Origin of the sequence: Deinococcus deserti VCD115 (assembly GCF_000020685.1) — a bacterium.
GTDB lineage: Bacteria > Deinococcota > Deinococci > Deinococcales > Deinococcaceae > Deinococcus > Deinococcus deserti.
Genome location: NC_012526.1, coordinates 167,501 through 191,955 on the forward strand (window position 1 = coordinate 167,501; position 24,455 = coordinate 191,955).

Annotated in this window: 30 protein-coding genes (1 of these 30 cut by a window edge); 22 read left to right on the plus strand and 8 right to left on the minus strand. The window is 64.8% G+C overall.

Features of this window, described 5'->3' with window-relative positions; translation table 11 throughout:
- The 6 genes from mqnP to DEIDE_RS00870 all read left to right on the plus strand — a co-directional run.
- On the plus strand, window positions 1–208 hold the final stretch of the coding sequence (mqnP, locus tag DEIDE_RS00845) for a menaquinone biosynthesis prenyltransferase MqnP (protein WP_012692075.1). 677 nt of this gene lie to the left of the window's left edge; only the last 208 of its 885 coding nucleotides appear in the window; its start codon lies beyond the left edge, outside the window; its stop codon occupies window positions 206–208.
- Entirely contained in the window at window positions 190–516 is a 327-nt protein-coding gene (locus DEIDE_RS00850; protein ID WP_012692076.1) for a hypothetical protein, read from the plus strand. Before mqnP ends, DEIDE_RS00850 begins: the two co-directional genes overlap by 19 nt.
- Before the next feature lie 22 nt (window positions 517–538).
- Window positions 539–970: a hypothetical protein gene (locus DEIDE_RS00855; protein ID WP_041226964.1), complete on the plus strand. Its 432-nt coding sequence runs from the start codon at window positions 539–541 to the stop codon at window positions 968–970.
- Window positions 971–1,046: 76 nt separating this feature from the next.
- Window positions 1,047–1,631 carry an adenylate/guanylate cyclase domain-containing protein gene (locus DEIDE_RS00860; protein ID WP_012692078.1) on the plus strand — a complete coding sequence of 195 codons (585 nt, stop codon included), beginning with the start codon at window positions 1,047–1,049 and terminating at the stop codon, window positions 1,629–1,631.
- Between the two features lie 117 nt (window positions 1,632–1,748).
- Window positions 1,749–2,426: a response regulator transcription factor gene (locus tag DEIDE_RS00865; protein WP_010887388.1), complete on the plus strand. Its 678-nt coding sequence runs from the start codon at window positions 1,749–1,751 to the stop codon at window positions 2,424–2,426.
- 103 nt (window positions 2,427–2,529) lie between these two features.
- A complete protein-coding gene (locus DEIDE_RS00870) occupies window positions 2,530–4,116 on the plus strand; it encodes a sensor histidine kinase (RefSeq protein WP_012692080.1) in 1,587 nt (528 codons plus the stop codon).
- Between the two features lie 66 nt (window positions 4,117–4,182).
- Here DEIDE_RS00870 and argR read toward each other — a convergent pair whose 3' ends face one another.
- Together argR and coaBC are read right to left on the minus strand one after the other, a co-directional pair.
- A complete protein-coding gene (gene argR, locus DEIDE_RS00875; RefSeq protein ID WP_012692081.1) occupies window positions 4,183–4,656 on the minus strand; it encodes an arginine repressor in 474 nt (157 codons plus the stop codon).
- 31 nt (window positions 4,657–4,687) lie between these two features.
- Entirely contained in the window at window positions 4,688–5,893 is a 1,206-nt protein-coding gene (gene coaBC, locus DEIDE_RS00880) for a bifunctional phosphopantothenoylcysteine decarboxylase/phosphopantothenate--cysteine ligase CoaBC (protein WP_012692082.1), read from the minus strand.
- Between the two features lie 225 nt (window positions 5,894–6,118).
- On the opposite strand from coaBC, the gene hemC reads away from it, so the two are divergent.
- The 16 genes from hemC (at window position 6,119) to DEIDE_RS00960 (ending at window position 19,615) form a co-directional block, all read left to right on the plus strand.
- Window positions 6,119–7,054: a hydroxymethylbilane synthase gene (gene hemC, locus DEIDE_RS00885; protein ID WP_012692083.1), complete on the plus strand. Its 936-nt coding sequence runs from the start codon at window positions 6,119–6,121 to the stop codon at window positions 7,052–7,054.
- Between the two features lie 32 nt (window positions 7,055–7,086).
- Window positions 7,087–7,269 carry a hypothetical protein gene (locus DEIDE_RS00890; RefSeq protein ID WP_012692084.1) on the plus strand — a complete coding sequence of 61 codons (183 nt, stop codon included), beginning with the start codon at window positions 7,087–7,089 and terminating at the stop codon, window positions 7,267–7,269.
- Between the two features lie 36 nt (window positions 7,270–7,305).
- Window positions 7,306–8,262: an asparaginase gene (locus tag DEIDE_RS00895; protein ID WP_162485361.1), complete on the plus strand. Its 957-nt coding sequence runs from the start codon at window positions 7,306–7,308 to the stop codon at window positions 8,260–8,262.
- Between the two features lie 108 nt (window positions 8,263–8,370).
- Window positions 8,371–8,829: a MarR family winged helix-turn-helix transcriptional regulator gene (locus DEIDE_RS00900; protein ID WP_012692086.1), complete on the plus strand. Its 459-nt coding sequence runs from the start codon at window positions 8,371–8,373 to the stop codon at window positions 8,827–8,829.
- Window positions 8,826–10,091 (plus strand): cytochrome P450, encoded by a 1,266-nt coding sequence (locus DEIDE_RS00905; protein ID WP_012692087.1) that lies wholly within the window; start codon window positions 8,826–8,828, stop codon window positions 10,089–10,091. The genes DEIDE_RS00900 and DEIDE_RS00905 overlap by 4 nt, the downstream gene beginning before the upstream one ends.
- Before the next feature lie 69 nt (window positions 10,092–10,160).
- Window positions 10,161–10,403 carry a hypothetical protein gene (locus DEIDE_RS00910; RefSeq protein ID WP_162485362.1) on the plus strand — a complete coding sequence of 81 codons (243 nt, stop codon included), beginning with the start codon at window positions 10,161–10,163 and terminating at the stop codon, window positions 10,401–10,403.
- 23 nt (window positions 10,404–10,426) lie between these two features.
- A complete protein-coding gene (locus DEIDE_RS00915) occupies window positions 10,427–11,605 on the plus strand; it encodes a thiolase family protein (protein ID WP_012692088.1) in 1,179 nt (392 codons plus the stop codon).
- 84 nt (window positions 11,606–11,689) lie between these two features.
- Window positions 11,690–12,004: a YciI family protein gene (locus DEIDE_RS00920; protein WP_012692089.1), complete on the plus strand. Its 315-nt coding sequence runs from the start codon at window positions 11,690–11,692 to the stop codon at window positions 12,002–12,004.
- Window positions 12,005–12,009: 5 nt separating this feature from the next.
- Window positions 12,010–12,336 carry a hypothetical protein gene (locus tag DEIDE_RS00925; protein WP_012692090.1) on the plus strand — a complete coding sequence of 109 codons (327 nt, stop codon included), beginning with the start codon at window positions 12,010–12,012 and terminating at the stop codon, window positions 12,334–12,336.
- A gap of 124 nt (window positions 12,337–12,460) precedes the next feature.
- Entirely contained in the window at window positions 12,461–13,297 is an 837-nt protein-coding gene (locus tag DEIDE_RS00930) for a 3-hydroxyacyl-CoA dehydrogenase family protein (protein ID WP_012692091.1), read from the plus strand.
- A 110-nt stretch (window positions 13,298–13,407) separates the two neighbouring features.
- Entirely contained in the window at window positions 13,408–13,794 is a 387-nt protein-coding gene (locus DEIDE_RS00935) for a hypothetical protein (protein WP_012692092.1), read from the plus strand.
- 188 nt (window positions 13,795–13,982) lie between these two features.
- Entirely contained in the window at window positions 13,983–16,271 is a 2,289-nt protein-coding gene (dnaX, locus tag DEIDE_RS00940) for a DNA polymerase III subunit gamma/tau (protein WP_012692093.1), read from the plus strand.
- A 72-nt stretch (window positions 16,272–16,343) separates the two neighbouring features.
- The gene (locus DEIDE_RS00945; protein WP_012692094.1) at window positions 16,344–17,951 is read left to right on the plus strand and encodes a family 10 glycosylhydrolase; all 1,608 of its coding nucleotides are present in this window, start codon (window positions 16,344–16,346) and stop codon (window positions 17,949–17,951) included.
- 38 nt (window positions 17,952–17,989) lie between these two features.
- Window positions 17,990–18,475, plus strand: coding sequence for a flavin reductase family protein (locus tag DEIDE_RS00950; protein ID WP_012692095.1), 486 nt, complete (start codon window positions 17,990–17,992; stop codon window positions 18,473–18,475).
- Between the two features lie 50 nt (window positions 18,476–18,525).
- A complete protein-coding gene (locus DEIDE_RS00955; protein ID WP_041226966.1) occupies window positions 18,526–18,801 on the plus strand; it encodes a hypothetical protein in 276 nt (91 codons plus the stop codon).
- A gap of 64 nt (window positions 18,802–18,865) precedes the next feature.
- Complete coding sequence (locus DEIDE_RS00960) at window positions 18,866–19,615, plus strand: metallophosphoesterase family protein (protein ID WP_012692097.1); 750 nt, start codon at window positions 18,866–18,868, stop codon at window positions 19,613–19,615.
- A gap of 148 nt (window positions 19,616–19,763) precedes the next feature.
- On the opposite strand, the gene DEIDE_RS00965 is transcribed toward DEIDE_RS00960, so the two are convergent.
- The 6 genes from DEIDE_RS00965 to accD form a co-directional block, all read right to left on the minus strand.
- Window positions 19,764–20,561, minus strand: a complete 798-nt coding sequence (locus DEIDE_RS00965; protein WP_012692098.1) for a VC0807 family protein — start codon at window positions 20,559–20,561, stop codon at window positions 19,764–19,766.
- Window positions 20,558–21,412, minus strand: a complete 855-nt coding sequence (gene prmC, locus DEIDE_RS00970) for a peptide chain release factor N(5)-glutamine methyltransferase (RefSeq protein WP_012692099.1) — start codon at window positions 21,410–21,412, stop codon at window positions 20,558–20,560. The genes DEIDE_RS00965 and prmC overlap by 4 nt, the downstream gene beginning before the upstream one ends.
- A gap of 88 nt (window positions 21,413–21,500) precedes the next feature.
- The gene (locus tag DEIDE_RS00975) at window positions 21,501–22,085 is read right to left on the minus strand and encodes a Jag family protein (protein ID WP_012692100.1); all 585 of its coding nucleotides are present in this window, start codon (window positions 22,083–22,085) and stop codon (window positions 21,501–21,503) included.
- A gap of 5 nt (window positions 22,086–22,090) precedes the next feature.
- Complete coding sequence (locus tag DEIDE_RS00980; RefSeq protein ID WP_012692101.1) at window positions 22,091–22,600, minus strand: low molecular weight protein-tyrosine-phosphatase; 510 nt, start codon at window positions 22,598–22,600, stop codon at window positions 22,091–22,093.
- Window positions 22,597–23,538: an acetyl-CoA carboxylase carboxyltransferase subunit alpha gene (locus DEIDE_RS00985; RefSeq protein ID WP_012692102.1), complete on the minus strand. Its 942-nt coding sequence runs from the start codon at window positions 23,536–23,538 to the stop codon at window positions 22,597–22,599. The genes DEIDE_RS00980 and DEIDE_RS00985 overlap by 4 nt, the downstream gene beginning before the upstream one ends.
- Window positions 23,535–24,425 carry an acetyl-CoA carboxylase, carboxyltransferase subunit beta gene (accD, locus tag DEIDE_RS00990; RefSeq protein ID WP_012692103.1) on the minus strand — a complete coding sequence of 297 codons (891 nt, stop codon included), beginning with the start codon at window positions 24,423–24,425 and terminating at the stop codon, window positions 23,535–23,537. Before accD ends, DEIDE_RS00985 begins: the two co-directional genes overlap by 4 nt.
- Between the last annotated feature and the right edge of the window lie 30 nt (window positions 24,426–24,455).

Sequence of the window (24,455 nt, forward strand, 5' to 3'; positions counted from 1 at the left end):
GGTCCTGGTGGGCATCGTGACTGGTGCCAGCGTCTGGTATTACCTGGCTGCGCTGGCGATGGGCGGCATCCTGCTCTATGAGCACCGTATCGTGAATCCGCAGGACCTGACTCGGGCCAATGTGGCTTTTTTTGACGCCAACATGTGGCTGGCGCTGACCATGCTCGCCGGAGTGGTCGTGGATGTGGCGTGGCGAACGCTGACTTAAGGGGCATCCACGACTTAAGGGCTCTGGTGCCCCCGGAAGCCAGGGAAGCGTTCGTCCAGGGTGACGAGCGCTGGGCTGCAACCCTGCTGGGCCGTGCCCGTGACGACCATCAGCCCGGAAGCCTGCCATGGGCGGTTCTGGAACGCCTGCTGGGGCTGGTCCTGATCCATGTCCTGCGGGAAGTTGAGGGTACCTTTGCTCTGGAAAGGGCCGATCCTGTGCTGGACGCCGCCGGAATGCCGCGTCCTACCCTGGGCTGGCTGGAGGCAGACGGCCTGAGCGACGATGGCCCGCTAGAATCTCCCTGATGCGCGCGTGTGGAGGGCTGGCTTGACACTTGAAAATTCCGAGAGCGAGTTCACGGCGCGTTTTGCGGAGTATGCCGCACAGGGAACGCTGTATCCCCAGCGAGAGGGCAGCCCTTTGATGGAATTTTCTGCTGGTGGCCGGGTGCTGTACCTGTTCGACCGCAACGGTCCTTATGCCGCTAAGGCTGGACCCGCACATGTCATCGTGCATGGCGTGCTGGAACCTGAAGCCCTGACTCTGCTGCCTGGCCCCCAGCAGGAAAAGCTTGCCCTGGTGGGGGTCTCAGCCCTGGAAGGCCAGGGGCGGGTGCTGGCCATCTCGCGGCAGATCTGCGTGGTCCAGGCTCGCATTCCGCTGGTGTTGGCTGCCTTCACCCCTCTGCCTCAGTGCCGGCCAGAAGACTGGGTGAGTTTTCGTACAACAGCCCCACTGCATGGTTTTGTACTCGGTTGAAAGCTAAAGAACGCTGACAGGCACGGTAACCAATCTTTCATTCTCATAGAGATTTAGATAAGATGAATGCCTTCCTATGCGCGAACTTCTGCTTCCCCTCCCCCCACCTCAGGAACTGGAAAGTATCCGTGCCTGCCTGGTGATGGTTGATCTGGTTGGAAGCACAGGGATCGCGCATCGCCTTCCGCTTTCGCATTACATGGCCCTGATGACTGAGTTTGTACAGGTGATGATTCTCAGTTTTGAGGCCTCAGGTGGCGAGGTATTGCAACATCAGGGGGACGCCGTGCTGGCCCTGTGGCCAGCTGACCGGACTCCTCACGCCGCACAGGCAGCGCTGCAGGCCCATGAACGTGCTGCCCGAATCGGCCTGGCTCAAATGCTTGGTCTGCCCCTTCATTTACGGGCTGGTGTGGCGGTTGGGGAAGTCATTACCGGTGTTGTGGGAGGGCAGCCCAGTGCATACGGCCTGCCGGTTAACTATGCGCGTCGCCTGTGCGAAGCCTGTCAGCCCGGTGAAACGCTGGCCTGCGGGGGTGTGCTGAAGCATCTGGAGCCTGCTCAACAGAGCGGCTCCCACCATGTGCTGGAACTTCAGGGCTTTGGGCACAATTGCCAGGCTCATAGTCTCATTCCTCTGGCCGCTCAACGCACTGCCTGACCGGGCGGTTGTTGTGAACGCCTGGAAGCCATGCTGGTCCCGGGCTGATGACGGCCATGAATTTGGATTAAGCCCCGCGGGCGGCTTCTCATGAGAACGCTTCATACACTAGCGTCCATGGAACGCAAACCGCTCGTCCTCGTTATCGAGGATGAAAAAGACATTGCCCGCTTTATCGAACTGGAACTTGCCGCTGAAGGCTATGCCACCGAGGTGGCCTTTGATGGTGTCACCGGTCTGTCGAAATTTCGTGAAGTCAACCCTGATCTGGTGATCCTGGATTTGATGTTGCCGGTGCTTGATGGTCTGGAAGTGGCCCGCCGTATCCGGAAGACCAGCAACACGCCGATCATCATCCTGACCGCCAAAGACGGTATTCAGGACAAGGTCGAGGGCCTGGACTCCGGGGCCGACGATTACCTGATCAAGCCGTTTTCTATCGAGGAACTGCTGGCCCGCGTGCGCGCCCACCTGCGCCGTGTGAACCCGGCCGTGACCGGCGAGGTACGCGTCGCCGACCTGGTCATGAACCTCGATGGCCGTGAGATCTTCCGTGGAGGCCGCCGTGTGGAGTTGTCGGCCAAGGAATTTGAACTGCTCGAACTGCTGGCCCGCAACCCGGGCAAGGTGTTCTCGCGCTTTGAGATCGAAGAGAAGGTCTGGCCGGAATACACCGGGGGCAGCAACGTTGTGGACGTGTATATCGGTTACCTGCGCCGCAAGCTTGAAGAGGGTGGAGAGCGCCGCCTGATTCACACAGTCCGCGGCGTAGGATACGTACTGCGCGAAGAGTAACCATGCCGCTCCGCTGTGCCCTGTCGTGCAGGCGATCAGGGCGAGGTTGTGCGCACGCTCCTGCTTCTGAAGGCAGTATCTTCACGCACATGCTGGAGGTGCTGTGGTAAGCCTGCGCTGGCGCCTGACGTTGTTCTATACGGCGCTGCTCGCCGTGCTGCTGACCGTGGTGGCCGTCGCAGCGCTGTACATGATGCGCACCAGTCTGATCAGAGGTCTGGACCGGGAACTACAGGACACCTACAGCAGTTTCACGGCGGTGGCGTCCACGCTGAATCTGGGCAGCAGAAACGCCCAGGTGGTGCGGGATGAGAGCGGTCAGCCGATTATTCTGCGTTACCAGTTCCCGTCCTCGTCCATTCAGGTCGAGGAGTTGTCGTTTTACGATCTGCAGAGCCTGACAAGCGAGTTGCAGACCGCACGGACAGCGCCGGAGCGTGCGCGGCTGCTGGGCTTTCTGCGGGCCATGATGAATGCCAGCCGTCAGGTGATCGCCATTGATCCCACACAGCCTATCCGGCTGGAGGATCAGGAGCTGATACAGCTGATCGAGGCTCCAGACGGTCAGTTGCTGATGAACCGTCTGGTCAAGGAGACATTCAAGAAAGAGCCTACGCTGATGCGCGTGCTGGTGCGGCTGGGCCCGGTCCAGTTGCATCCGGCTCCCCTGGGCAGTCCCGAGGACACCAGTCAGACGCTGGCAGTCACCTATGTCGGGCGGAGCCTCGATGAGATCAGCGATACGCTGGCCCAACTCCGGAGCGTGATCATGCTGCTGTTCCTGGCCGGACTGGCGTCAGCAGGTACCGGAGCCTATCTGCTGGCCGGGCAGGCGCTGAGTCCGCTGCGGCAGGTTCAGCGTGCCGCCGAGCGGATCGGTGGCCAGAACCTTGGAGAGCGGGTTCCGGAACCTCAGACGGACGACGAGGTACAGGCCCTCGCCCAGGCGCTCAACGGGATGCTGGGCCGCCTGGAGCAGAGCTTCGAGTCTCAGCGCCGCTTTACCAGCGACGCCAGCCATGAGCTGCGCACGCCTGTCACGGCCATCAGTGGTCACGCGAGCTATCTGCTGCGCCGCACAAGTCCAACGGGGCAGCAGGCCGAAAGCCTCAAGATTATTCAAAGTGAGTCCGAGCGGCTGACGAACCTGATTGCCAGCCTGCTACAACTGGCGCGTTCAGACAGTGGAGCCCTGGTGCTGAACAAGGCGCCTATCTTCTCTACCCTGTTCCTCGGCGAGATCTCCCGGGAACTGGCCCCACTGGCGCAGGCGCAGCAGACCACGCTGGACGTATCCGGGCAGGACATTCCCTTCGAGGGGGATCCGGACCGGCTCAAACAGGTGATCATCAATCTGGTTGGCAACGCCCTGAAAGCCGGGGCGCGCACCGTGACGCTGCGCAGCGCCCTGGAGGACGGGGGCACCCAGGTACACCTGAGGGTGCAGGACGACGGGCCGGGCATCCCGGAAGATCAGCTGGAGCGTCTCTTTGACCGTTTCTACCGCCTGGAAGACAGCCGCAGCCGGGACCAGGGCGGCGCTGGCCTGGGCCTGAGCATCGCCAAGGGCATTGTTGACGCGCATGGCGGGCGCATCTGGCTGGAAAGCACCCTGGGCCAGGGCACCACTGCGCACGTGCTGTTGCCGGTCGGCAATGTGCCGGTTCTCGACGAGGACGACGTCCCGTGATCCACGCCTCGTAAAAAAGCAGCCAGCCGCTGGAGAGCCTCTCCGGCGGCCTTTGTCCGGGTCTGCCTACCCCAGCATCAGGGCGTGAAATTCCTCCATCAGAGACTCGGCTTCCAGAGTGGTGCGCGCCACCACGAAAATAGTGTCCTCTCCGGCCAGGGTGCCCACGATATCGTCGCGCCGCAGGCGGTCAAGCAGCAGCGCCACGCCGGTGGCATGTCCGTCGGCGGTGCGGATGACCAGCATGTTCTCGCCGCGGTCCACGTCATGCACGAAGTTCTGGAACAGACGCCCGAGTTCTTCCTCGACGTCGGTGTGGCCAGTCATCTGCGCCAGGGCATAGCGGTGACGCCCCTTGCCGATAGGCAGGCGCACCAGCCTCAGCTCGTTGATGTCGCGGCTGATGGTGGCCTGGGTAACCTGAATGTTATCGGCGCGCAGGCGCTGCACGAGTTCGCCCTGGGTGCTGATGCTCTCCCGGGCGATGATGTCCTGAATACGTTTCTGACGCTGCTCTTTGCTGAGTTCCTTGCTGACCACCTTCCAATATTATGTATATGCAGTGAATAATTCAATCACTGAGGGTGGGGATCAGCTGCCGCGCCTCGTTCAGGAGCCGCCGGGCCACCTCACGCTTGCTCAGGCGTGGCCAGGACTCGGAGGTGCCATCGGCGCGGACCAGCGTGACCTCGTTGTCGTCGCCTCCAAACGCAGTGCCCTCGCGGGTGGGATAATTGAGCAGGATAAAGTCTGCATTCTTGCGCTGGGCCTTCAGGGCTGCGCGCTCGATTCCGGCATGCGTCTCCATGGCAAAGCCAACCAGCACCCGGCTGCCCTTGTCGCGTCCCAACTCAGCCAGGATGTCCGGATTGGGGGTCAGGTGAATGGTCACGTCTCCGGCCACCTTGGCCTGTTTTTCGGTGGCGGCGCTGGCTGCGCGGTAATCGGCCACCGCTGCTGTCATGACCACGATTCCCGCGTCACGCCCCGCTTCCACCACGGCGTCACGCAGCTCCAGCGCGCTTTCGATGCGCACCACATTTATGCCTGGAGGGTCGGCAAGAGTGACCGGTCCGGTCACGAGGGTGACCTGCGCGCCACGGTCGCGGGCTTCCTCGGCCACTGCGAACCCCATCTTCCCGCTGCTGGGGTTGCTGATAAAACGCACCGGGTCGAGGTACTCGCGTGTCGGTCCGGCGGAAACGACCACCCTCACGCCTTTCAGATCCTGCGCAGTCGGGGCCTGGTAAGGGGAGAGCAGGGCCAGGGTGGCTGCCACAATGTCCTCCGGCTCGGACATGCGGCCCACGCCACTTCCCTCACCGCGTGTGCCAAAGGCACCAGTCTCCGGACCCAGGAAGCTGTGACCCCAGCCGCGCAGGCGGTCGGCGTTGGCCTGCACCGCCGGGTGGCGCCACATCCGCTCGTTCATGGCCGGAACCCACAGGACTGGTCCCTCCACGCTGAGCAGGGTGGCCAGCGCCAGATCGGCGGCGTGTCCGCCTGCGGCGCCGGCCAGCAGCTCGGCCGAAGCGCCCACCACCACCACGGCGTCGGCCCGGGCCAGCGCCAGGTGCTGAGCGTCCGGGCGCGCGGCAAACCAGGTCTGGTCCGTGGCCACGGTTCCATCGGCTGCGGTGGCCAGACTGAGCTCGGTGATAAAGGCCAGGGAGGCGCGGGTGGCAATCACCTGCACCTGAACGCCTCCTTCCCGCAGCCGACGCAGCACCGAGGGCGCCTTTACTGCTGCCATGCTGCCGCCCACAATCACCAGCACGGTTTTTAAGGCCGGGGCCTGAGCTTGCTCAAGAGTCACCTGGACAGTGTAGGTCGGGGACGCAAAGGAGCAGTGGTATGGCCCGGCGCGACCTCAGGCGTCCGGGTCCCGTGAACACCAGAATCGCGCTTGATGCCGCGCTGAAAGCACTCTACGCTGCGGTGGGCGGGCCGGCGAACAGCGTGTGACCGCTTTAGCTCTCCGCACAGGTATACTGCGCGGGTTATGCGTACGGTGACGGTAGGGACGCGCGGTTCAACTCTCGCGCTCGCTCAGACCCGGTGGGTGGTCGCCCGCCTGAAGGAGGAATGGCCCGACACGGACTTCCGGATTCAGACCATCAGCACAAAAGGCGACCGAAACCGCGAAAGTCTGGAAGCAATGGCTCAGAAGGGCGACAAGGGGTTCTGGGTCAAGGAAATCGAAGACGCCCTGCTGCAGAAACGGATTGATATCGCGGTACACAGCCTCAAGGATCTTCCCACCGAACAGCCCGAGGGGCTGGAGGTGGCCAGTATTCCCAAGCGTGTGGATGCCCGTGACGTCCTGATTGGCAAGGAAGGCATGAAGCGCCTCGCGGACCTGCCTCAGGGTGCGCGGGTCGGGACCAGCAGTGTGCGCCGCAAGGCCTTCCTGCGGGCTTACCGTCCGGACCTTCAGGTCATCGACCTGCGCGGGAACATCGACACCCGGCTCGCGGCCCTGGCCGGAGACGAGTACGACGCGATTATCCTGGCTGCTGCAGGACTGATCCGTACCGAGATGCGCCACCGTATCGACGAGTTTGTCGAGCCTGACATTCTGCTGCCGGCTCCGGGCCAGGGAGCGCTGGCCCTTGAAACCCGCTCGGGTCCTGAAAATGACCTGACTATTGAAGTGGCCTATGCCATTCACGACCACGGCACCGACGACCGCATCACCGCCGAACGTGAATTCCTGGCTGGCCTGGGTGCAGGGTGCATGGCCCCGGTAGGCGCGCATGCCAGCATCAAGGGTGGCGTGCTGACCCTGGAAGGCTGGGTTGGCGCCCTGGACGGCAGCAAGGTGATTCGCGCCACCAGCATTGGCGATCCCGCCGAGTGTGCCGACATTGGTGCGGAACTGGCCGGAGACATGCTGGGTCAGGGTGCCCAGGCGCTGATCGACGCTGCGCGCGAGTAACCGTCAGGTGACCGCGTCATGAGAACCAGACCGTGAAGGTGACCGGCCGCCACGCGGCCCTGGCGTTACTGGCCACCGTGCTGTGGATCGCCATCGGGCTTTACAAGCGGGTCCAGGATGGTCAGCCGTTTCTGGAGGCGACCTGGGCTGAACTGCCGCTGGGTCTGGTGGTGTTCGCAGTGTCCCTATGGTGGGTATCGCGTCAGCGGCACTGAAGGTCTGTCCGGTGAAGAGCAGGCAGAATGCGTGAGATGAAGCGACTTGCGGTGATTCATACAGGGGGAACCATTGCCAGCCGGCCTAATCCGAATGGCCCCGGTGTGACTCCGCAGACCCCTCCCAGTGTGCCCGGCCTGCCGGGAGTGCAGGTCACCGATCACCAGCCATTTACGCTGCCCAGCCCCCATGTGACCCCCACGCACATGCTGACGCTGGCTCAGCTGATCGAGACGCTGGCGCCTACGCATGACGCGGTGGTGGTTACGCACGGCACCGACACGCTGGAGGAGACCGCCTTTGCCCTGCACCTGCTCCTGCGGACCTCGACCCCGGTGGTGCTGACCGGCAGCATGCGTCACGCCGAGGCTGCCTCATGGGATGGTCCGGGCAATCTGCTCGACGCGGCGCAGGTCGCGCTGCACCCTGCCACGGCCGGGCGCGGTCCCCTGGTGGTGTTTGGCGGCGACGTCTTTGATGCGCGCACAGTAACCAAGGTTCACAGTACGGCGGTGGACGCCTTCGGCGGCTATCCCGGCCCGATCGGACGCATTGACCGGGTAGGAGAGACGCCTCAGGTACGTTTCTTTGCCAGCCCGGAGCCGCGCCAGTCGTTTACACCCGTGCAGTTGGGCGCACGGGTGGACATTCTGTATGCCTACGCCGGCTGGACCGGGGAAGGCTACGCCGAAGCCGCCGAGCGTGCCGACGGTCTGGTGATCGCTGCTCTGGGAACCGGGAACCTGCCGGGCGAATTGCTGCCGCTGATCGAGACCACCGAGATCCCCGTCGTGATTGCCACGCGCACCCACGCCGGGCCGGTGATTCCGGTGTACGGCTACGCAGGCGGAGGAGCGACACTGGTGGAGGCAGGCGCCATTCCGGCCAGCTTTCTCAACGCCCATAAGGCCCGGATCCTGCTGCTGGTGCTGCTAAGCCTCGGGCTGAACCGCGACGCCATCCGGCGGGTATTTGTAGACGACCCGTTTTAAAGCGGGTGTTTCTCTGGCGCTGGCAGGTGCCTGCCTCTGGATGGTTTCATCCTGATTTAATTGCAATCTGCAATTACCGAGAGCAGAGTATGGCAGGCTTGTGGGGCGATGACGAATCCCGAAGCCTTACCCATGGCATTTATGCAGGCCTTCTGGGAGGTCTGGCAGACGCTGGGCGCCCGAGTGGACGCTGCATTGACAGCCCGACATGGCCTGGACCTGCGTGCTTTCATCACGCTGGCCTATGTTCAGGGCAAAGAGTCCGGAACCGACCAGCCGGCTGCCCTCGCCCGGGCGACTGGCGTTCCCCGCTATGAAATGAGCCGCATCCTGTCGTATCTGGAAGCACAGGGGTCCATTACCCGGCAGAGCATCCGCTCCGACGCCCGGCGCATCAGCGTGAGCGCCACCCCTGAGGGCCGCGCCCTGTACGCCGGGGCCGAGAAGACAGTCCTGGAAGTGGTGGCCCCGCTGCTTGGCCAGCTGGGCGAGCCGGCCACTGCCAGGCTTACAGAGGCCCTGCGGCAGCTTGCCCAGTCTGCCCGCGCCCAAGGAGATCTGTCATGACCAGCGAGAGCCATTCTCCTGACCCCGCCCGCTGCCCGGTGACGGGCCAGCCAGCCACGGAGCAGGGTGCTGGCCCCGCCAGGGCAAGCCGCACCAGTCGTCAGGAACCGGTCCCCAATGAGGCAATCAAGCGGGATGCCACCGGCGTCTACCGGGTTCATTCGTTCCAGGCCGCCCGCGACATCCTGCGCAGCGAAGGGGTCCGGCAGGCGGGCTTCATGGCTGAGGCCGCCGGAGAGATGGGCGGACGCACGCCCCTGATGACGCGCATGCCGGTCCTGTTTGCTGAAGGCGAGGAGCACCACGAGATGCGCCGCGCCACGGCCCGTTACTTCACGCCAGCGGCAGTGGGAGCGTATCAGCCTATGATCGCTGCCCTAGCGGACGATCTGATGGCGCAGCTGGTCCGGCAGGGAGAAGCCAACCTGGACGACCTGAGCCTGCACCTGGGCGTCAATGTGGCAGCCCGGGTCGTGGGTCTGACCAGCAGCCGTCTGCCGGGAATGGAAAAGCGCATCACGGCGTTTGTAGAGGGTCCAGGTAACAGTGAGCCGGGAGCCGCCCAGCCTTCGGGCCGCTTGGAAAGTGCCCGGCAGCAGGCCCACCTGGGCCTGTTCTACCTGCTTGATGTGAAACCGGCGATTCGGGCCCGCCGCAAGGCGCGCCGCGACGACCTGATCAGCTACCTGCTGGACCGCGGGTACAACGATCTGGAGATCATGACCGAGTGCCTGACATATGGAACGGCCGGAATGGTCACCACCCGCGAGTTCATCACGGTTGCTGCCTGGCACCTGCTGAAAAGCCCCGGACTACGCGCGGATTACGTTCACGGCACCGAGAAGCAGCGGTATGACATCCTGCACGAGATCCTGCGGCTGGAGCCGGTCGTGGGCACGCTGTACCGCCGGGCCCAGACGGAACTGACCGTGGGGGACACGGTCATCCCACCGGGTAGCCTGCTGGCGCTGAATGTCCAGCACGCCAACCTGGACCCACAGGTGGCGGGCGACAGTCCTGAACAGCTCTGCCCGGCACGTCCGCTGCCCCGTGGGGTGCAGCCCCCGGTGCTGTCGTTCGGAGACGGTCACCACCGCTGTCCCGGGGCTTTTCTGGCCATCAAGGAGAGCGATGTCTTCCTGCGCCGGGTGCTGCTATGGCAGGACCTCGAGCTTGTCCAGGAACCACAGGTGACCTACAACGAGGTCGTCAAGGGCTTTGAGCTGCGCGGCCTGCGGGTGCGGCTCGGACGCCGGGCCTGAGGCGCTACCAGACTGCTGGCACGGCAATACCGGCCCGCGATAGCAGAACTTTTCGGCCAGACGGGCGCTGTGTATCTCCCTTTTCAGGAGCCTGATCACTGCGCCGCACTGCGCGTGAAAGTGCTGGAGAAGATCAGGGAATACCTGAAGTCCGGCAGCGTGCTGGAGACGATCTACGGTCTGGCTTCACTGGACGAGATGAGGCCCAAAAAGCCCATGAGTGCAGTGATTTTGCTGCCCAGTGGTGGCGAGAGAACGCTGCCCGATCACACTGACCGGACGTCTTCCTGGCAAGAGCCTAACGAGCGTTAGGTTGGTCTTGCTACACTGATTCCATGTCAAAAGCTGTGATCGTGGCGGCCTCGCGCGTGCCGACCGGCAAGTTTATGGGAGCCCTGGCGGATGTGGGAGCAGTAGACCTGGGGGCCATTACCCTGGCCGAAACACTGAGGCGCAGTGGCCTTCCCGCCGAACTGGTCGAGGACGTCATCATGGGTCAGGTGGTGCAGGCTGGCAGCGGGCAGAACCCGGCCCGGCAGGCGGCCCTGAAGGCAGGGCTGAGCCACGAGGTGGGCGCCCTGACCATCAACAAGGTGTGCGGCAGTGGACTCAAGGCCGTGATCCTGGCCGCGCAGAGCATCCGCGCAGGCGACCAGCAGGCGGTGCTGGCCGGCGGCATGGAAAGCATGAGCAATGCCCCGCACCTGCTGCCGCAGGCCCGCAAGGGGTACCGCCTGGGTCATGCCCAGGTGCTCGACGCCAATACCCATGACGGGCTATGGTGCTCGATCAACAACGAGGGCATGGGATTGACCGGCGAGCGAGTGGCCGAAAAGTACGCCATCAGCCGCGATGAGCAGGACGCCTTCGCCACGGCAAGCCACCAGAAGGCGGTGGCGGCCATTCAGGAAGGCCGCTTCCGCGACGAGATCGTGCCGGTGACCGTCCGGGGCCGCAAGGGTGACGTGGTCGTGGACACCGACGAGGGACCGCGTGCCGACACCAGCGCCGAGACCCTGGGCAGGCTCAAGCCGGCCTTCAAGCAGGACGGCAGTGTGACTGCCGGGAACGCTCCTGGCCTGAACGACGGCGCCGCCAGCCTGCTGGTCATGAGTGAGGAAGCGGCCCAGGCACATGGCCTGACGCCGCTGGCCGAGATCATCGATTACGCCACCGGTGGCCTCGCTCCCGAGTGGGTCATGATGACCCCGGTGCCCGCAACCCAGAAACTGCTGCAGAAACTGGGCATGAGTGCCAGCGATGTGGACCTCTGGGAACTGAACGAGGCTTTCAGCGTGCAGAGCCTGGCCGTCAGCCGTGAACTGGGCCTGGACCCCGCGCGGGTCAATGTGAATGGCGGGGCTGTGGCCCTGGGCCATCCCATCGGCGCGTCGGGCGCACGCATCCTGGTGACCCTGCTGCACGCCCTGAAGCAGCAGGACAAGGAAACCGGCGTGGCGACCCTGTGTATGGGCGGCGGCAACGGACTGGCCATGGCGGTCCGGCGGCTGTGAGGCGCCACAGGCTGAATCACGGCACAAGGGCCGCTCCTGAGGCTGTGACGACGTCCTGCGGCCGCGAGGGCTTAGGCTGACAGCATGAGCCAACCGACCTTGTGGATCATTGAAAGCACCTATCTCAAAAGCGGTGACGAACTGGTGGCCGTCACGCCCCGTCACCGTGAATGGCTCGACCAGCACTACGTCAGTGGAATCTTTCTGACCAGTGGCCGTAAGGTGGACGGCACCGGCGGGGTGCTGGTTGCCCTGGCCGAAACCCAGGAGCAGCTCGAAGCCATCTTCCAGGACGATCCCTTTGTGAAGGAGGGCTGCAGCACCTACCGCTACACCGCCTTTACCCCAGTCAAGCGCGGCCGCAGCCTGGAACTCAGCGGCGTGCCGCTGGTGGAATAGCCGGAATGAATCTGTCTTTCAGCGGCCATGACTTCCACCCTCCGGAAAGCGAGCAGTATCTCAACATTGCCATGAGCCGGCACCCCGCCACCCTGACGGCGTGGCTCAAGGATCAGGGGTGGTTCGATCCCCTGGCGGGCGCTACCCCGCTTTCCGCTGAGGCGTTCGGGCGCCACTGGACCAGGTTTCTGGCCCTGCCGCTCGACGCGCCTCAGATAGACATCAGCTGGGTGGAGCGGGGCTGGTGCTTAAAAGACGATCCTGCCGACGCCACCTTTATCGGAATCGGGCAGGGCCGCTGGCTGGCGTGGAACTGGTTCACGACGGCATAAGCCCCTGTTTGAAAACATAGCGGTCAGACGTGGTGGGCCGGTACGTCACTGACGTTATGACGGCCGCAATCCCCCTGACCATATTCGGGAGCCTGCGCTTTTCCGCACCTTGCAAGGAGAACACATGAAATTCGGAGTCATCGGAGCAGGCCAGATGGGCGGCGGCATCGCACAGGTCGCGGCGCAGAGCGGATTCGACGTGGTTGTTCAGGATGTTCAGCAGGCGTTTTTAGACCGGGGCCGCGGCGTCATTGAAAAAAGCCTTGCCAAGCTGCACGAGAAGGGAAAGCTGACCGGCACGCCGGACGAAATCCTCGGTCGCATCCGCTTCACGACTGACCTTGCGGACTTTGCAGACTGCGACCTCGTGGTGGAAGCCATCGTGGAGAACGAGGCCGTGAAGGCCGAACTGTTTCGCAAGCTGGGCGAAATCGTCAAGCCCGCAGGCATCCTGGCCAGCAATACCAGCTCCATTCCGATCACGGCTCTGGCCAGTGCTTCAGGCCGCCCCGAGCAATTTATCGGCATGCACTTCATGAACCCGGTGCCGCTCATGGCGCTGGTGGAAGTGATCCGCGGCTACAGCACCAGCGACGAGACCGCACAGATCGTGACCGAGACGGCGCAGAAGATGGGCAAGACACCGCTGTCCTGCAATGATTTCCCCGGATTTGTCAGTAACCGCATCCTGATGCCCATGCTGAATGAGGCCATTCAGTGCGTCATGGAAGGTGTGGCGGAACCCGAGGCCATCGACGGCATTATGAAACTTGGGATGAACCACCCTATGGGACCGCTCACGCTGGCCGACTTTATCGGGCTGGATACCTGCCTGGCCATCATGGAGGTGCTGCATCAGGGTCTCGGGGATGATAAATACCGTCCCAGTCCGCTGCTCCGCAAAATGGTGCAGGCCGGTCTGCTTGGGCGCAAGAGCGGGCAGGGCTTCTACAAGTACTGAGCTGAAGACTGCGGACCGGCCTGAGCACTATGAGAACAGTTGCCTGTCTGACGCAGATCCCTCAGGACTGGCTGACGTTCTTCATGAGGGGGTCTGGTACAACCCCCAGGATGAAAGGAATCTTCTACGCCCTGACCGTATTCGCTGCCCTGCTGGGAGGCGCTGCGGACGCAGCGTCACCGGCTGCGGCCAGCTGTACGCCCGCCCAGGACCAGGAAGCAGCCCGTGCAACGGCCGTCAGTACCGCGCGCAGCAAGCTCGCCAGTGCCGCCTTTTTTTACCGCCTGCAGTACAACGATGTGGGCTACGACGTGAAGGTCCGCGACGCCAAGGTTGCTGGCAGCAGCGCGACCGTCCGCGGCCTGCTGACCCTGCGGGCCACCCAGCGCCGTGACGGCAAGGCGATAGGAGTCACCTATGAGGGCGTGGTGTACCTCAAGCGCCTCAGTCCCTGCACCTGGACCGCCACTGGGTACAAGCAGGAAGGCGTTCAGTAAGGCTCAGCCTCTGCCCCCTTTCGGGGAGTGCAAAGTGAATCACCTCGCTGCCCCGGTCCACAAGACTAGACTGGAGAGGTGAAGAGTTCAGGCACGAGCAGGAAGTGGTCCGTGGAGAATATGCCGCCCTACCGGCAGGTTTTCCGGCGGGCCACTTCCCGTGCCCTGACTGCCGTGCAGGTGCGCCCATGAGTGCCATCTATCAGCGTGCCCGGCCCATCCGCTGGGACGAGGTGGTGGGTCAGGAGCATGTCAAGGACGTCCTGCGTGCGGCGCTGGAGCAGGGGCGGGTGGGTCACGCCTACCTGTTCTCCGGGCCGCGCGGGGTCGGCAAGACCACCACGGCGCGCCTGATTGCCATGACGGCCAACTGCTCCGGACCGCTGCCCAAACCCTGCGGTGAGTGCGAGAGCTGCCTGTCTGTGCGCGCCGGGTCGCATCCGGACGTCCTGGAAATCGACGCGGCCAGCAACAACAGCGTTGACGACGTTCGTGACCTGCGCGAGAAGGTCTCGCTGGCAGCCATGCGCGGCGGTAAGAAGATCTACATTCTCGACGAGGCGCACATGATGTCGCGGGCAGCCTTCAACGCCCTGCTCAAGACGCTGGAAGAGCCACCTTCGCACGTCATTTTTATTCTGGCGACCACCGAGCCGGAAAAGATTATTCCGACCATTCTGTCGCGCTGCCAGCACTACCGCTTCCGCCGCCTGACCGCCGAGGAAATTGCCGGCAAGCTGTCTGGTCTGGCCGCGAAGGAAGGAGTGCGGGCTGAGCCCGACGCGCTGCAGCTGATCGGACGCCTGGCCGACGGAGCCATGCGTGACGGAGAAAGCCTGCTGGAGCGCATGCTGGCTGCCGGAACAGCCGTTACCCGCGTCGCCGTGGAAGAAGCGCTGGGGCTGCCGCCGGGTGAACGGGTGCGCGGCATAGCCGGCGCCCTGGTGCTTGGGGACGCCGGGAGTGCCCTGCAGGGCGCAGCGCAGCTGTACCGCGACGGATTCGCCGCGCGCACGGTGGTCGAGGGGCTGGTCTCAGCGCTTGGTACGGCCCTGCACGCCGAACTTGGCCTGAGCGGCGAACGTCTGGAGGGCGCCGATGTGCCCCGGCTGCTTAAACTGCAGGCTGCCCTGGACGAGCAGGAGGCCCGCTTTGCTCGCAGCGCCGACCAGCAGAGCCTGGAACTGGCCCTGACCCACGCCCTGCTGGCCGCAGACAGTGGTGGCGCAGGCAGTGAGCGCGCGCCTGCGTCAGCGCCGGCAGCCGGCATTCCGGCGGATCTGGTGCAGCGGCTTAACCGTCTGGAGAAGGAACTGAGGTCTCTGCGGGCCGCTGGAGTCACCATTCCCTCTGCTCCCACAGCGCCTGTGGCTGACTTTGACCCTGTGGCGCGTCGTGGTCCGGCTCCGGTGCGCGAAGTCGCGGCGCAGGCGCTGGGCCAGGTGGCCCCGGCTGCGGCACCGGCAGCGGTCCAGGGCAGCTGGGCCGACGTGGTACGTCAGGCCAGCATGCAGCTCAAGGCCTTTTTGAAACCCGCCCGCATGCACGCCCAGCCGGGGTATGTCAGCCTGAGCTACGACGACAAGAATGCCTTTCATGCCAAACAGATCGCGGGCAAGTTCGATGACGTGGCCAAGCTGGTTCTGAAAGTGTTTGGACCAGTCACCTTCGAGCTGATCGCGCCGGAAGGTGGGCGCAAAGTCAATCTGGGTGGTGCAGGCAGCCACACTGACGCTCCTGTCGCGGCTCCCCCGGTGCCTGAGCCTGCTCCTGTTCGGCCGGAACGGGAAGAGGTGGCCCCGGTAGAGGTCGCTCCCTTTGATCCTGCCCCGCGCCGCACCAGCAGCCGGGGCCCGGCGTTCGAGCCGGTCGACGTCGGCCCTCAGGCGGCGGTCCCGCGGCCCGCGGTCCGGCCTGCCGGCACTGCTGTGGCCACGCTGGACGTTCCACCACCGCGTCCGCCAGTGGCCGAGCGCTCTCAGACTGAGCGGCGGGTGCCGCCGGCCAGCCCGGACGATGTGGCGCGGGCGCCGCTGCCTGTGCACGCCCCAGCACCCTGGGAGACGGGGCATGTGGCCGACAATCCCCAGCCTCCTGCGGATGCCCAGGGGGGCGACCAGGTACTTTCTGCTGCGCAGAGCCGTGAGCTGTATGTCGTCGAGCCCATTACCGAGGAGCCTGACTGGGGCCAGATCGGTGGTCAGCTTGCCGGCGAGGCGGCCCCGGACCTGGGTGATTCTCCGTTCACCGAATATGTCCCCCAGCGGCCCCGCCCCGCGGCCCCCTCACCGGCGCCTGCAGCCGCCGAGCCCAGCGCACCCGCCACGCCGGGCCGCCCCGCAGACATCCGGGCTCATCCCATGTACGAGAACATCAAGAGCCGGTTTAATGGCCGCGTTCGCGAAATCGGCAAGAACCGCAACGTCCCGGCGGTCACGCCAGAAACTGACGCGGACGACGAGGAACCCGAAGTCTGAGCCTGAGGTCTGATCGCAAACCGGGACCTCACCCGCCAGGTACGGGCGTGCGCTAGCCTGCCGCCTGACCCCATGAGCATCTTCTTCCGCCGCTCGGCGTTATTTTCCCTGTCTCTGATGCTAGGTGCCGCACAGGCACAGGGCCCTGCCTCTCCGGCGCCCGTTTCCCCAGCGGCACCGGCTGTAATGGCTCCCGGTGCCGATCTGCGTGGCCTGTGGGTGGACGCCTTCGGCCCGGGCCTGAAAACCCGCGCGCAGGTTCGCCAGACGGTGGATGACGCTGTCAGGATGGGCGTGAACACGCTGTTTGTCCAGGCCATCCGCCGGGGCGACTGCCTGTGCCTGAAAAGCTCCCTGCCGGTGGTCACGGATGCGGACCTGGAAAAGAACTTTGATCCGCTGGCCCTGGTCACGGAACTGGCCCATGCCCGTGGGCTGAAGGTCATCGCCTGGGCCAGCGTGACGGGGGTCTCCAATACCGCGGCGCCCAACAGCAACCCAAAGCACGTCACCCGGGCGCATGGTCCACAAAGCGGCAAGGCCTCCTGGATGGCGCGGCGACCCGACAACAGCTGGCTTGAAGGCCGGGACGGCTGGTTGGACGCAGGCATTCCCGAGGCGGCCGAGTATATGGCCGCCGGAGTGGTCAGCCTGGTCAGGAACTATCCGGTGGACGGCGTGCAGCTTGACCGCATCCGCTACCCGGACGGCGGCGCTTGGGGGTATGACCCGAAAGTGCTGGCCCGCTACCGCGCCGAGACAGGTGCCAAAGGCATTCCGGCGGGCAATGACGCGCGCTGGCAGCAGTGGAAGCGCGATCAGATCACTGGTCTGGTGCGGCGCATTACGCTGGAGGTCAAAACCCTCCAGCCGGGTGCCTGGGTCAGCGCGGCGACCATCACCTACGTGCGGCCTCCCGTGCCAGGGGACCGGGCCGGATTCCGCCGCACCCGGACCTACCTGGAAGTCATGCAGGACTGGCTGACCTGGATGAACGAGGGTTTGATCGACCTGAACGTCCTGATGAACTACAAACGCGACGGCGTCAACGATCAGGCAGCCTGGTTCGACGGCTGGAATGCCTTCGCCCACAGCGTCCGCGCCCGTCAGGACGGCCAGAGTTCCGGAGTAGCTGCGGGCACGGCCATGTACCTCAATACGCCTGAGGTCACCGCCTCACAGGCTGCGCGCAGCGTGCAGGCTGGTCTGGGCTGGGTAGGTTACTCGTACCGCACCCCAACCCTGAATGTGTTCAATACCAGAGAAAGCGCCGCGCAGGGGCTGACGGCCGTACGCGCCGTCCTGACCGCGCCGGGAGGTGTGCTGGCCACGCCGGTCCGCTGGGATGAAACGGCTCCGACCTCACGTGGTCTGATGGGCCGGATCACCGGCACGCCGGTTCCGGGACATCACCAGGTGACCGTGTGGCAGGGCGGGAAGCAACTTGCCCAGAGCCTGACCGACGGCAACGGTTACTACGGCTTCCTGACCCTGGAACCGGGCCGGTATGAGGTGCGGGTCAGCGGACAGCGCTGGGTGGACACGGTTCCTGCGCGCGGCGTCGTGCGGCTGCCGGACCTGCTGGTGCGGCTGCCCAAACCGGTGGCCATGCCGGTTCAGGCGCCTGCCCCGCTGCCTGAGCCGGTCCGCGATACCGATACGATTCCGACTCCTCCCTGAAGACCCTCAGGTCTTAGGCGGGCAGGTAGACTCCAGGCATGACCACGCCAGATGTCGGCATTCCTCCGTTCGAATTCAGGCAGACGCTGGGACGTTTTGCCAGCGGCGTGACAGTGATTACAGCCAAAGATGGCCAGCAACGGCGTGGTATGACCGCCAGTGCGTTTGTGTCGGTCAGCCTGACGCCGCCTCTGATTCTGGTCAGCGTGGACAACCGCGCCCACATGCATGCGCTGCTGTCCGAAGACCGGATCACGCACTTTGGCGTCAATATCCTGGGCGCCAGCCAGACACCTCTCAGCGACCACTTTGCCGGACGTCCGGGAGCCGAGGAGCAGGTCTCGTGGTTCGAACACGAGGGTCTGCCGCTGATCGGCGGCGCCATTGCACAGCTGGTATGCCGTAAATATCAGGTCATTCCAGCCGGCGACCACACCCTGTACCTGGGCTTCGTGGAGTACAGCCGCTACACCGACGACGATCCGCTGGTGTATTTCCGCGGGCAATACCACGAACTGGGCTGAGGTCCGGCCGTCCCTTGAACTGCAGGCCGGCGGCGTGCTTTGCTGCGGGTGTGCCGCCCTATCTGCCACAGCTGCTGCTCGCCTTTGTGCTTGTCGGGCTGACGTTCAGCGTCTCCTATCTGATTACCCTGGGTGGACAGACCCAGATCGACGTCCTGGACGCAGCGCTGCTGATGCTGGCCCTGGTCAACCTCCGGCTGGGCTGGAGCGGCGCACGTCATGCGCATGGCGGGCGTACGCCGCTGGCCGTCAATCTGGCCGGTCTGATCGCTGCCGCGCTGATTACCTGGCGCATGCTGATGGCCCTCAGCCCTCTCTCCGGCTGAGGGGAGGTTTAGGGGAATTTCAAGTTCCGGGGGCGAAGGGGAGGGGCTGGGCTAGACTTCCTTCATGATTCGCCTCGCCATTCTCGCGGACCTGCACGCCAACCTGGCGGCAACGCTCGCGGTTCATGCCGATTTGCAGCGGCGCGGGGTCACGGAAATCTGGGTCCTGGGCGACCTGGTGGGCAAAGGACCCCGCCCAAAGGAAGTCGTGGAATGGACGCAGGCACATGCCACGCGGGTCATCCAGGGCAACTGGGATGCCCGGGTTGCTGGGGCCACGCACCGCCCGCAGGACCTGTGGCCCCGCAGCAAACTCACGGCCGCTCAGCTGACCTACCTCGAAGAGTTGCCCTACGGCATTGAAGAACAGTTCGGAGGCGCGTGGTGGCGCTTTGTGCACGCCAGCAGTCACGGGCTGTTTCACCGCCTTTACCCGCACAGCAGTCTGGCTGAGCAGCTTGACGCTTTCCGGCCCAATCCGCAGTACGGCCTGCGCGAGCATGCCGACGCCCTGGTCTACGCTGATGTACACGAGGCCCTGATGCTCGATGTGGAGGGCCGGCCGCTGATCAACTGCGGCAGCGTCGGCAACCCGCTGGACAGCACACTGCCCTGTTATCTGCTGCTGGAATTTCAGCGGGACAATCCATCTCACAGCGCGACCTTCGTGCGCCTGACCTATGACCGCGATTCGGAGATTTCGGCGGCCGAGGCCAGTGGCATGCCCTTTACCCGCGAATACATCGCCGAACTTCTGACCGGCGCCTACCAGAAACGCCGCGCCCGCACCGGTGAAAGTGCAGAGCCGGCCTGAACTCAGGTGCCCAACCGTAAGAAACCTCCCTGTCAGGGAGGCTTCTTGCACTGTACTCAGCCGAACGGTTGATGTTGCTCTTCTGGTGAAATGAATTTCCTTATCTGCTCGGGTTGCCGGTACTCCGGGACAGCATGTGGCCTCAGGGTCAGGAACTGAGAGACGGAGTCTCTTCCCGCTGCTTCTGGGCCAGCTTGGCCGGCTCGAAAATGCTGGCATCCGAACCGTAACGGGCCTTGACGGCCCGCTGCACGAACCAGATCGCTGCAAAGACGCCGAGGAAACTGACGATCATGCCAGGGATACGCATCATCGCGTTGACCTCCGCGATCTGGGCATTGAATTCGTCGGTGCCGAACCGGGCCACGACACGCTGATAGTTCACGACGCTGTTGATCAGCCCGCCGATCAGGTCCACCACCGCAAAGACCACAGTGCCCAGCACCAGCCCGCGGTGCACGCCAGGGTCGCGCAGGGCCTGCTGGGTGGCGGCGCGGTCCTCCGGACTCTCCGCGATGGTCGTGGCGTCCAGGAAGATCCGGAACAGCGGCACGCTGGTCACTGCACTGAGCAGAAACAGCAGCCCCGTGAGGTACATCCGGGCGCTGTCCTTGATGGCGTACCAGAAGCCGTCCACGTACCAGAACGCCAGCGCGCCGGACACAATCGCGCCTGCTCCACCGAACAGCGCCACCGGACTGACGTTCTTATTTTTCAGGATGTCCCACAGCACATAGACCACAGGGATCAGTGCGGCCAGCAGGTAGGCCCGGATATTGCCGGTCTGGCCCCCGCCCAGCAGGCTCGCTACCCCGATTCCCTCGCCCAGCACGTTGGGGGTCAGAATCAGGATTGGGATCAGCAGGGTGAAGACCAGGTCCCATATGGTCTTTGGAATCTTGGTGCGGGCTTTCTTGGGGGCAGGGCGGGCAACCGGTTCGGTCATACGCCCGGCATTCTCTCACGGACGGGTGAGGCCCGGACAAACCGCTCCCGCCCGGTCAGGTCAGGATGCACGCTGGTGTCCCAGCCGGTGGAACGCAATTCGGCCGCAAAAACAGTGGCGTTGCGGGGGTCAAGTTCCAGCCAGAGCGGCGCACCCGGGGTCAGAGCTCCAGCCGCCTGGGCCGCCAGTGGCCGGGCCAGCTCCAGTCCATCTGTGCCGGCATACAGGGCCAGCGCGGGGTCATGCTTTACTTCCGGGTCGGCTTCCAGGCGGTCACTTTCGGGCAGGTAAGGCGGATTGCTGACGATCAGGTCAAACGGCCCGGCCAGACCGGCCAGCAGGCTGCCCTGTACGAAGGTCACTTCCAGGCCGTTCCTGGCTGAATTCTCCTGCGCCAGGGTCAGGGCCTCAGGGCTGATGTCAGTGGCCCATACCTGAGCGTCGGGGCGCGCTGCTTTCAGGCCCAGCGCCAGTGCGCCGCTCCCGGTGCCCACGTCCAGCACGCGGGGAAGGGAAACCGCAGAGAGGTCCTGTAGGCTCAGGTGCAGCAGCCACTCGGTTTCGGGACGGGGGATCAGAGCCCGCGTGTCGCTACGCAGATGCACACCCCCCCATTCCACTTCGCCCAGCAGGTGCTGCAGGGGAACGCGTGCCGCACGTTTCTCCAGGAGCCCGTTCAGCCGGGCCGCGTCGTCCGGCAACACCTGCTCAGGGCCCCTCAGCAGCAGACCGGTAGGGGAGAGCCCCAAGGCATGCTCCAGCAGGGCCCGGGCGTCCACCTCAGGGGAGGGCACACCGGCTTCTGCCAGTCGCCGGCTCGCTGCCTGGAACCATTCACGCACCGTCGCCATATCTCACCTCAACTGTCCCAGGGTTCGCAAGGTCATAAAGAGGGGGGCCGGAGGGACAAACCTCCGGCCCCCCGTACCGCCAGCAGGTCTAGCCGTGCCGCGGCTTGATGATCAGCCGCCGGGAGGCACCTTCGCCGACCGACTCGGTCATCACGTCGGGATGTTCCTTCAGGGTGATGTGCAGGATGCGTCGCTCGGCGGCAGGCATGGGCTGCAACTCGTGGGGCTCGCCGCTCTTGGCCACCTGCACTGCCAGCCGCTCGGCCAGCTTGGACAGCGTGTCGGCCTGCCGCTTGCGGTAACCGCCGACATCTATCCGGACGCGCTGTTCACTGCGGCCTTCCAGCTTGGCCAGTACCGTGTAGGCCAGCACTTCCAGGGCCCCCAGGGTCCGCCCGTCACGGCCTGCCAGACGGGCCGCATGCTCACCGGTGATTTCCGCTTCCAGGGCGTCTTCACCCTGGGTGACAGTAACGCTGAGTTCCGGGTCAATCCGCGCGATCACACCGCGCAGGAAGCGTTCCAGAACCACACGGGGATCCTCATGCGCGGCACCCAGGGCGGGGGCCACGGCGGGCGCGGCGTCCGGCGCGGGTGGCGGCGGTGCGCTCTCGTCCGCGTCGCTGATGCCCAGTCCCGCGAGGTAGTCGTCGAGGTTCGTGCGGTTGTCCATAATCCTCAGTCTACCCCGCCGTTCTCACCTGTTTCCCACAGGTGCCCTTCACGGGCCTGCATGGCGAATGTACGGGCGCTGCGTTCCAGCATGCGGTAAACCGCCTCGAAGCCTTCGGGGCCAGCGCTGTAGGGGTCAGGCACCTCAGCGCCCGGCGCCTGCGGGTCGAAGTCACGCATCAGACAAATGCGGGCTTCTGCGTTCGGCGGGCTCAGGCGGCGGGCATCAGTGAGGTTCATGGCGTCCATGGCCAGGATCAGGTCCTGCTCGTAGAAATCCGCCACATCCAGCTGACGGGCCCGGCCCTCCAGGTCCAGACCATGGCGGCGCGCGACCTCCCGGCTGCGGGGGTCTGCAGGCCGGCCAGCGTGCCACGGTGCCGTGCCCGCGCTCTGTACCACGGCCGGTATACCCGCAGCCGCCAGTTCCCGGCGCAGCAGTGCCTCAGCCAGCGGACTGCGGCAGATGTTCCCGTGGCACAGGGCCAGGACCCGCAGGGGTGAATGGGAGCTCACACCTCGGTGAATGCACCCAGGGCCCGGAACCGCTCGTGCCGCTGGTGAACCAGCGCGGCGGCGTCCAGGGCCGCCAGTTCACGCAGGTGACGGCTGACAGCTTCACCGACCCGTGCGGCGGCGGCGTCTGCGTCCAGGTGTGCGCCGCCAGCAGGCTCGGGAATCACTTCCTCCACGACGCGCATTTCCAGCAGGTCTGGGGCTGTCAGCTTGAGGGCCTCGGCGGCCAGCGGGGCCTTGGCGGCGTCTTTCCAGATAATGCTGGCTGCACCCTCGGGGGAGATCACGCTATACCAGGCATTTTCCTGAATCAGGACGCGGTTGCCTACCCCGACCGCCAGCGCCCCACCGGAGCCGCCTTCGCCAATAACCACACTGATGGCCGGTACCCGCAGGTTCAGCATGCGGCGGATGCTTTCGGCAATGGCCCAGCCCTGACCACGTTCCTCAGCTTCCAGTCCCGGATACGCACCCTGGGTGTCGACCAGGGACACCAGGGGAAGCCCGAACTTGTCCGCCATGTCCATCAGCCGCACGGCCTTGCGGTAGCCCTCGGGGTTGGCACTGCCAAAACGGCGCTTGATCTTGCTTTTGGTATCGCGGCCCTTCTGCTGCAGCAGCAACATCACGGGAACGCCCTGCCAGCGGGCCGGGCCACCGATCAGCGCGGGATCGTCGCCGTAGCGGCGGTCGCCGTGAAGTTCGGTAAATTCGGTGCACAGCCGGTCCACGTAGTCCAGGGCGGTGGGACGGCCCGGGGCACGTGCCAGCTGCACACGTTCCCAGCGCCCCATCACCTGGGACTTCTGCTCACGCAGGCGCTGCACCTCGCTGCGCAGGGGGTTCAGGGCCGCGTCGAGGTTCTGTCCGGTGCGGCGGGCGGTGTCTTCCAGGTCGTGCACGCGGGCTTCAAGTTCACGCAGGATGTCGGCTGTCATACGCCCACCTCCTGGGCAGGCACTTCCAGATCAGGGGTCTGTGCAGGCCGGCGCATCAGCAGGCCCAGCAGCCGGGACAGATATTCACGGTGCTCGCGGCGGTCGACCACGTCATCCACCATGCCGTGGGTCAGCAGAAATTCAGCGCGCTGAAAGCCCTCGGGCAGGTGCTGACGGATGGTCTGCTGAATCACGCGCGGGCCGGCGAAGCCAATCAACGCATCCGGCTCGGCCACGATGACATCGGCCACAGTGGCAAAGCTGGCGGTCACGCCCCCGGTGGTGGGGTCGGTCAGGACACTTACGTAGGGCAGATTCTTTTCGGTCAGGCGTTCGAGGGCCACGGTCGTCTTGGCCATCTGCATCAGTGACAGCGCACTTTCCTGCATGCGGGCGCCCCCACTGGCCGTCACGATAATCAGCGGCAGGTCATGCGCCGCGGCATGTTCGGCAGCGCGGGCAATTTCTTCCCCGACGACACTGCCCATGCTGCCCCCGCTAAAGGCGAAATCCATCACGGCCAGCGTGACGGGCAGCCCCTCGATCCGACCGGTTCCGGTCAGGATTGCGTCGGGCCGGCCAGCCTTGCGCTGAGCACGCTTCAGACGGTCGGTGTAGGCCTCGGTATCCACGAAGCCCAGCTGGTCGGTGGGATGCACCGCGCCTGAGAGCTGGACGAAACTGCCCTCGTCCAGCAGGACCTCGACACGCTTCTGTGCATCCAGACGCAGGTGGTGCCCACACCTGGGGCAGACGTGGGCGTTCTGGTCCAGCTCACGGTTGTAAAGCCCCTCTTTGCACTTGGGGCATTTTGTCCACAAATCGGGCAGATCTGCGCCGCTCTGTTGCTGTGGCCGGCGCCGCCGGAAAAAACGATCTAGGGCCATGTACTCGACTCTCCTTAGGAACGCATTCTA

Coding starts and splice junctions, on each gene's coding strand:
- DEIDE_RS00860 (WP_012692078.1), top strand. CDS start 1,047: ATGCGCGAACTTCTGCTTCCCCTCCCCCCACCTCAGGAACTGGAAAGT.
- DEIDE_RS00865 (WP_010887388.1), top strand. CDS start 1,749: ATGGAACGCAAACCGCTCGTCCTCGTTATCGAGGATGAAAAAGACATT.
- hemC (WP_012692083.1), top strand. CDS start 6,119: ATGCGTACGGTGACGGTAGGGACGCGCGGTTCAACTCTCGCGCTCGCT.
- DEIDE_RS00895 (WP_162485361.1), top strand. CDS start 7,306: ATGAAGCGACTTGCGGTGATTCATACAGGGGGAACCATTGCCAGCCGG.
- DEIDE_RS00900 (WP_012692086.1), top strand. CDS start 8,371: ATGACGAATCCCGAAGCCTTACCCATGGCATTTATGCAGGCCTTCTGG.
- DEIDE_RS00905 (WP_012692087.1), top strand. CDS start 8,826: ATGACCAGCGAGAGCCATTCTCCTGACCCCGCCCGCTGCCCGGTGACG.
- DEIDE_RS00915 (WP_012692088.1), top strand. CDS start 10,427: ATGTCAAAAGCTGTGATCGTGGCGGCCTCGCGCGTGCCGACCGGCAAG.
- DEIDE_RS00920 (WP_012692089.1), top strand. CDS start 11,690: ATGAGCCAACCGACCTTGTGGATCATTGAAAGCACCTATCTCAAAAGC.
- DEIDE_RS00925 (WP_012692090.1), top strand. CDS start 12,010: ATGAATCTGTCTTTCAGCGGCCATGACTTCCACCCTCCGGAAAGCGAG.
- DEIDE_RS00930 (WP_012692091.1), top strand. CDS start 12,461: ATGAAATTCGGAGTCATCGGAGCAGGCCAGATGGGCGGCGGCATCGCA.
- DEIDE_RS00935 (WP_012692092.1), top strand. CDS start 13,408: ATGAAAGGAATCTTCTACGCCCTGACCGTATTCGCTGCCCTGCTGGGA.
- dnaX (WP_012692093.1), top strand. CDS start 13,983: ATGAGTGCCATCTATCAGCGTGCCCGGCCCATCCGCTGGGACGAGGTG.
- DEIDE_RS00945 (WP_012692094.1), top strand. CDS start 16,344: ATGAGCATCTTCTTCCGCCGCTCGGCGTTATTTTCCCTGTCTCTGATG.
- DEIDE_RS00950 (WP_012692095.1), top strand. CDS start 17,990: ATGACCACGCCAGATGTCGGCATTCCTCCGTTCGAATTCAGGCAGACG.
- DEIDE_RS00960 (WP_012692097.1), top strand. CDS start 18,866: ATGATTCGCCTCGCCATTCTCGCGGACCTGCACGCCAACCTGGCGGCA.
- DEIDE_RS00965 (WP_012692098.1), bottom strand. CDS start 20,561: ATGACCGAACCGGTTGCCCGCCCTGCCCCCAAGAAAGCCCGCACCAAG.
- prmC (WP_012692099.1), bottom strand. CDS start 21,412: ATGGCGACGGTGCGTGAATGGTTCCAGGCAGCGAGCCGGCGACTGGCA.
- DEIDE_RS00975 (WP_012692100.1), bottom strand. CDS start 22,085: ATGGACAACCGCACGAACCTCGACGACTACCTCGCGGGACTGGGCATC.
- DEIDE_RS00985 (WP_012692102.1), bottom strand. CDS start 23,538: ATGACAGCCGACATCCTGCGTGAACTTGAAGCCCGCGTGCACGACCTG.
- accD (WP_012692103.1), bottom strand. CDS start 24,425: ATGGCCCTAGATCGTTTTTTCCGGCGGCGCCGGCCACAGCAACAGAGC.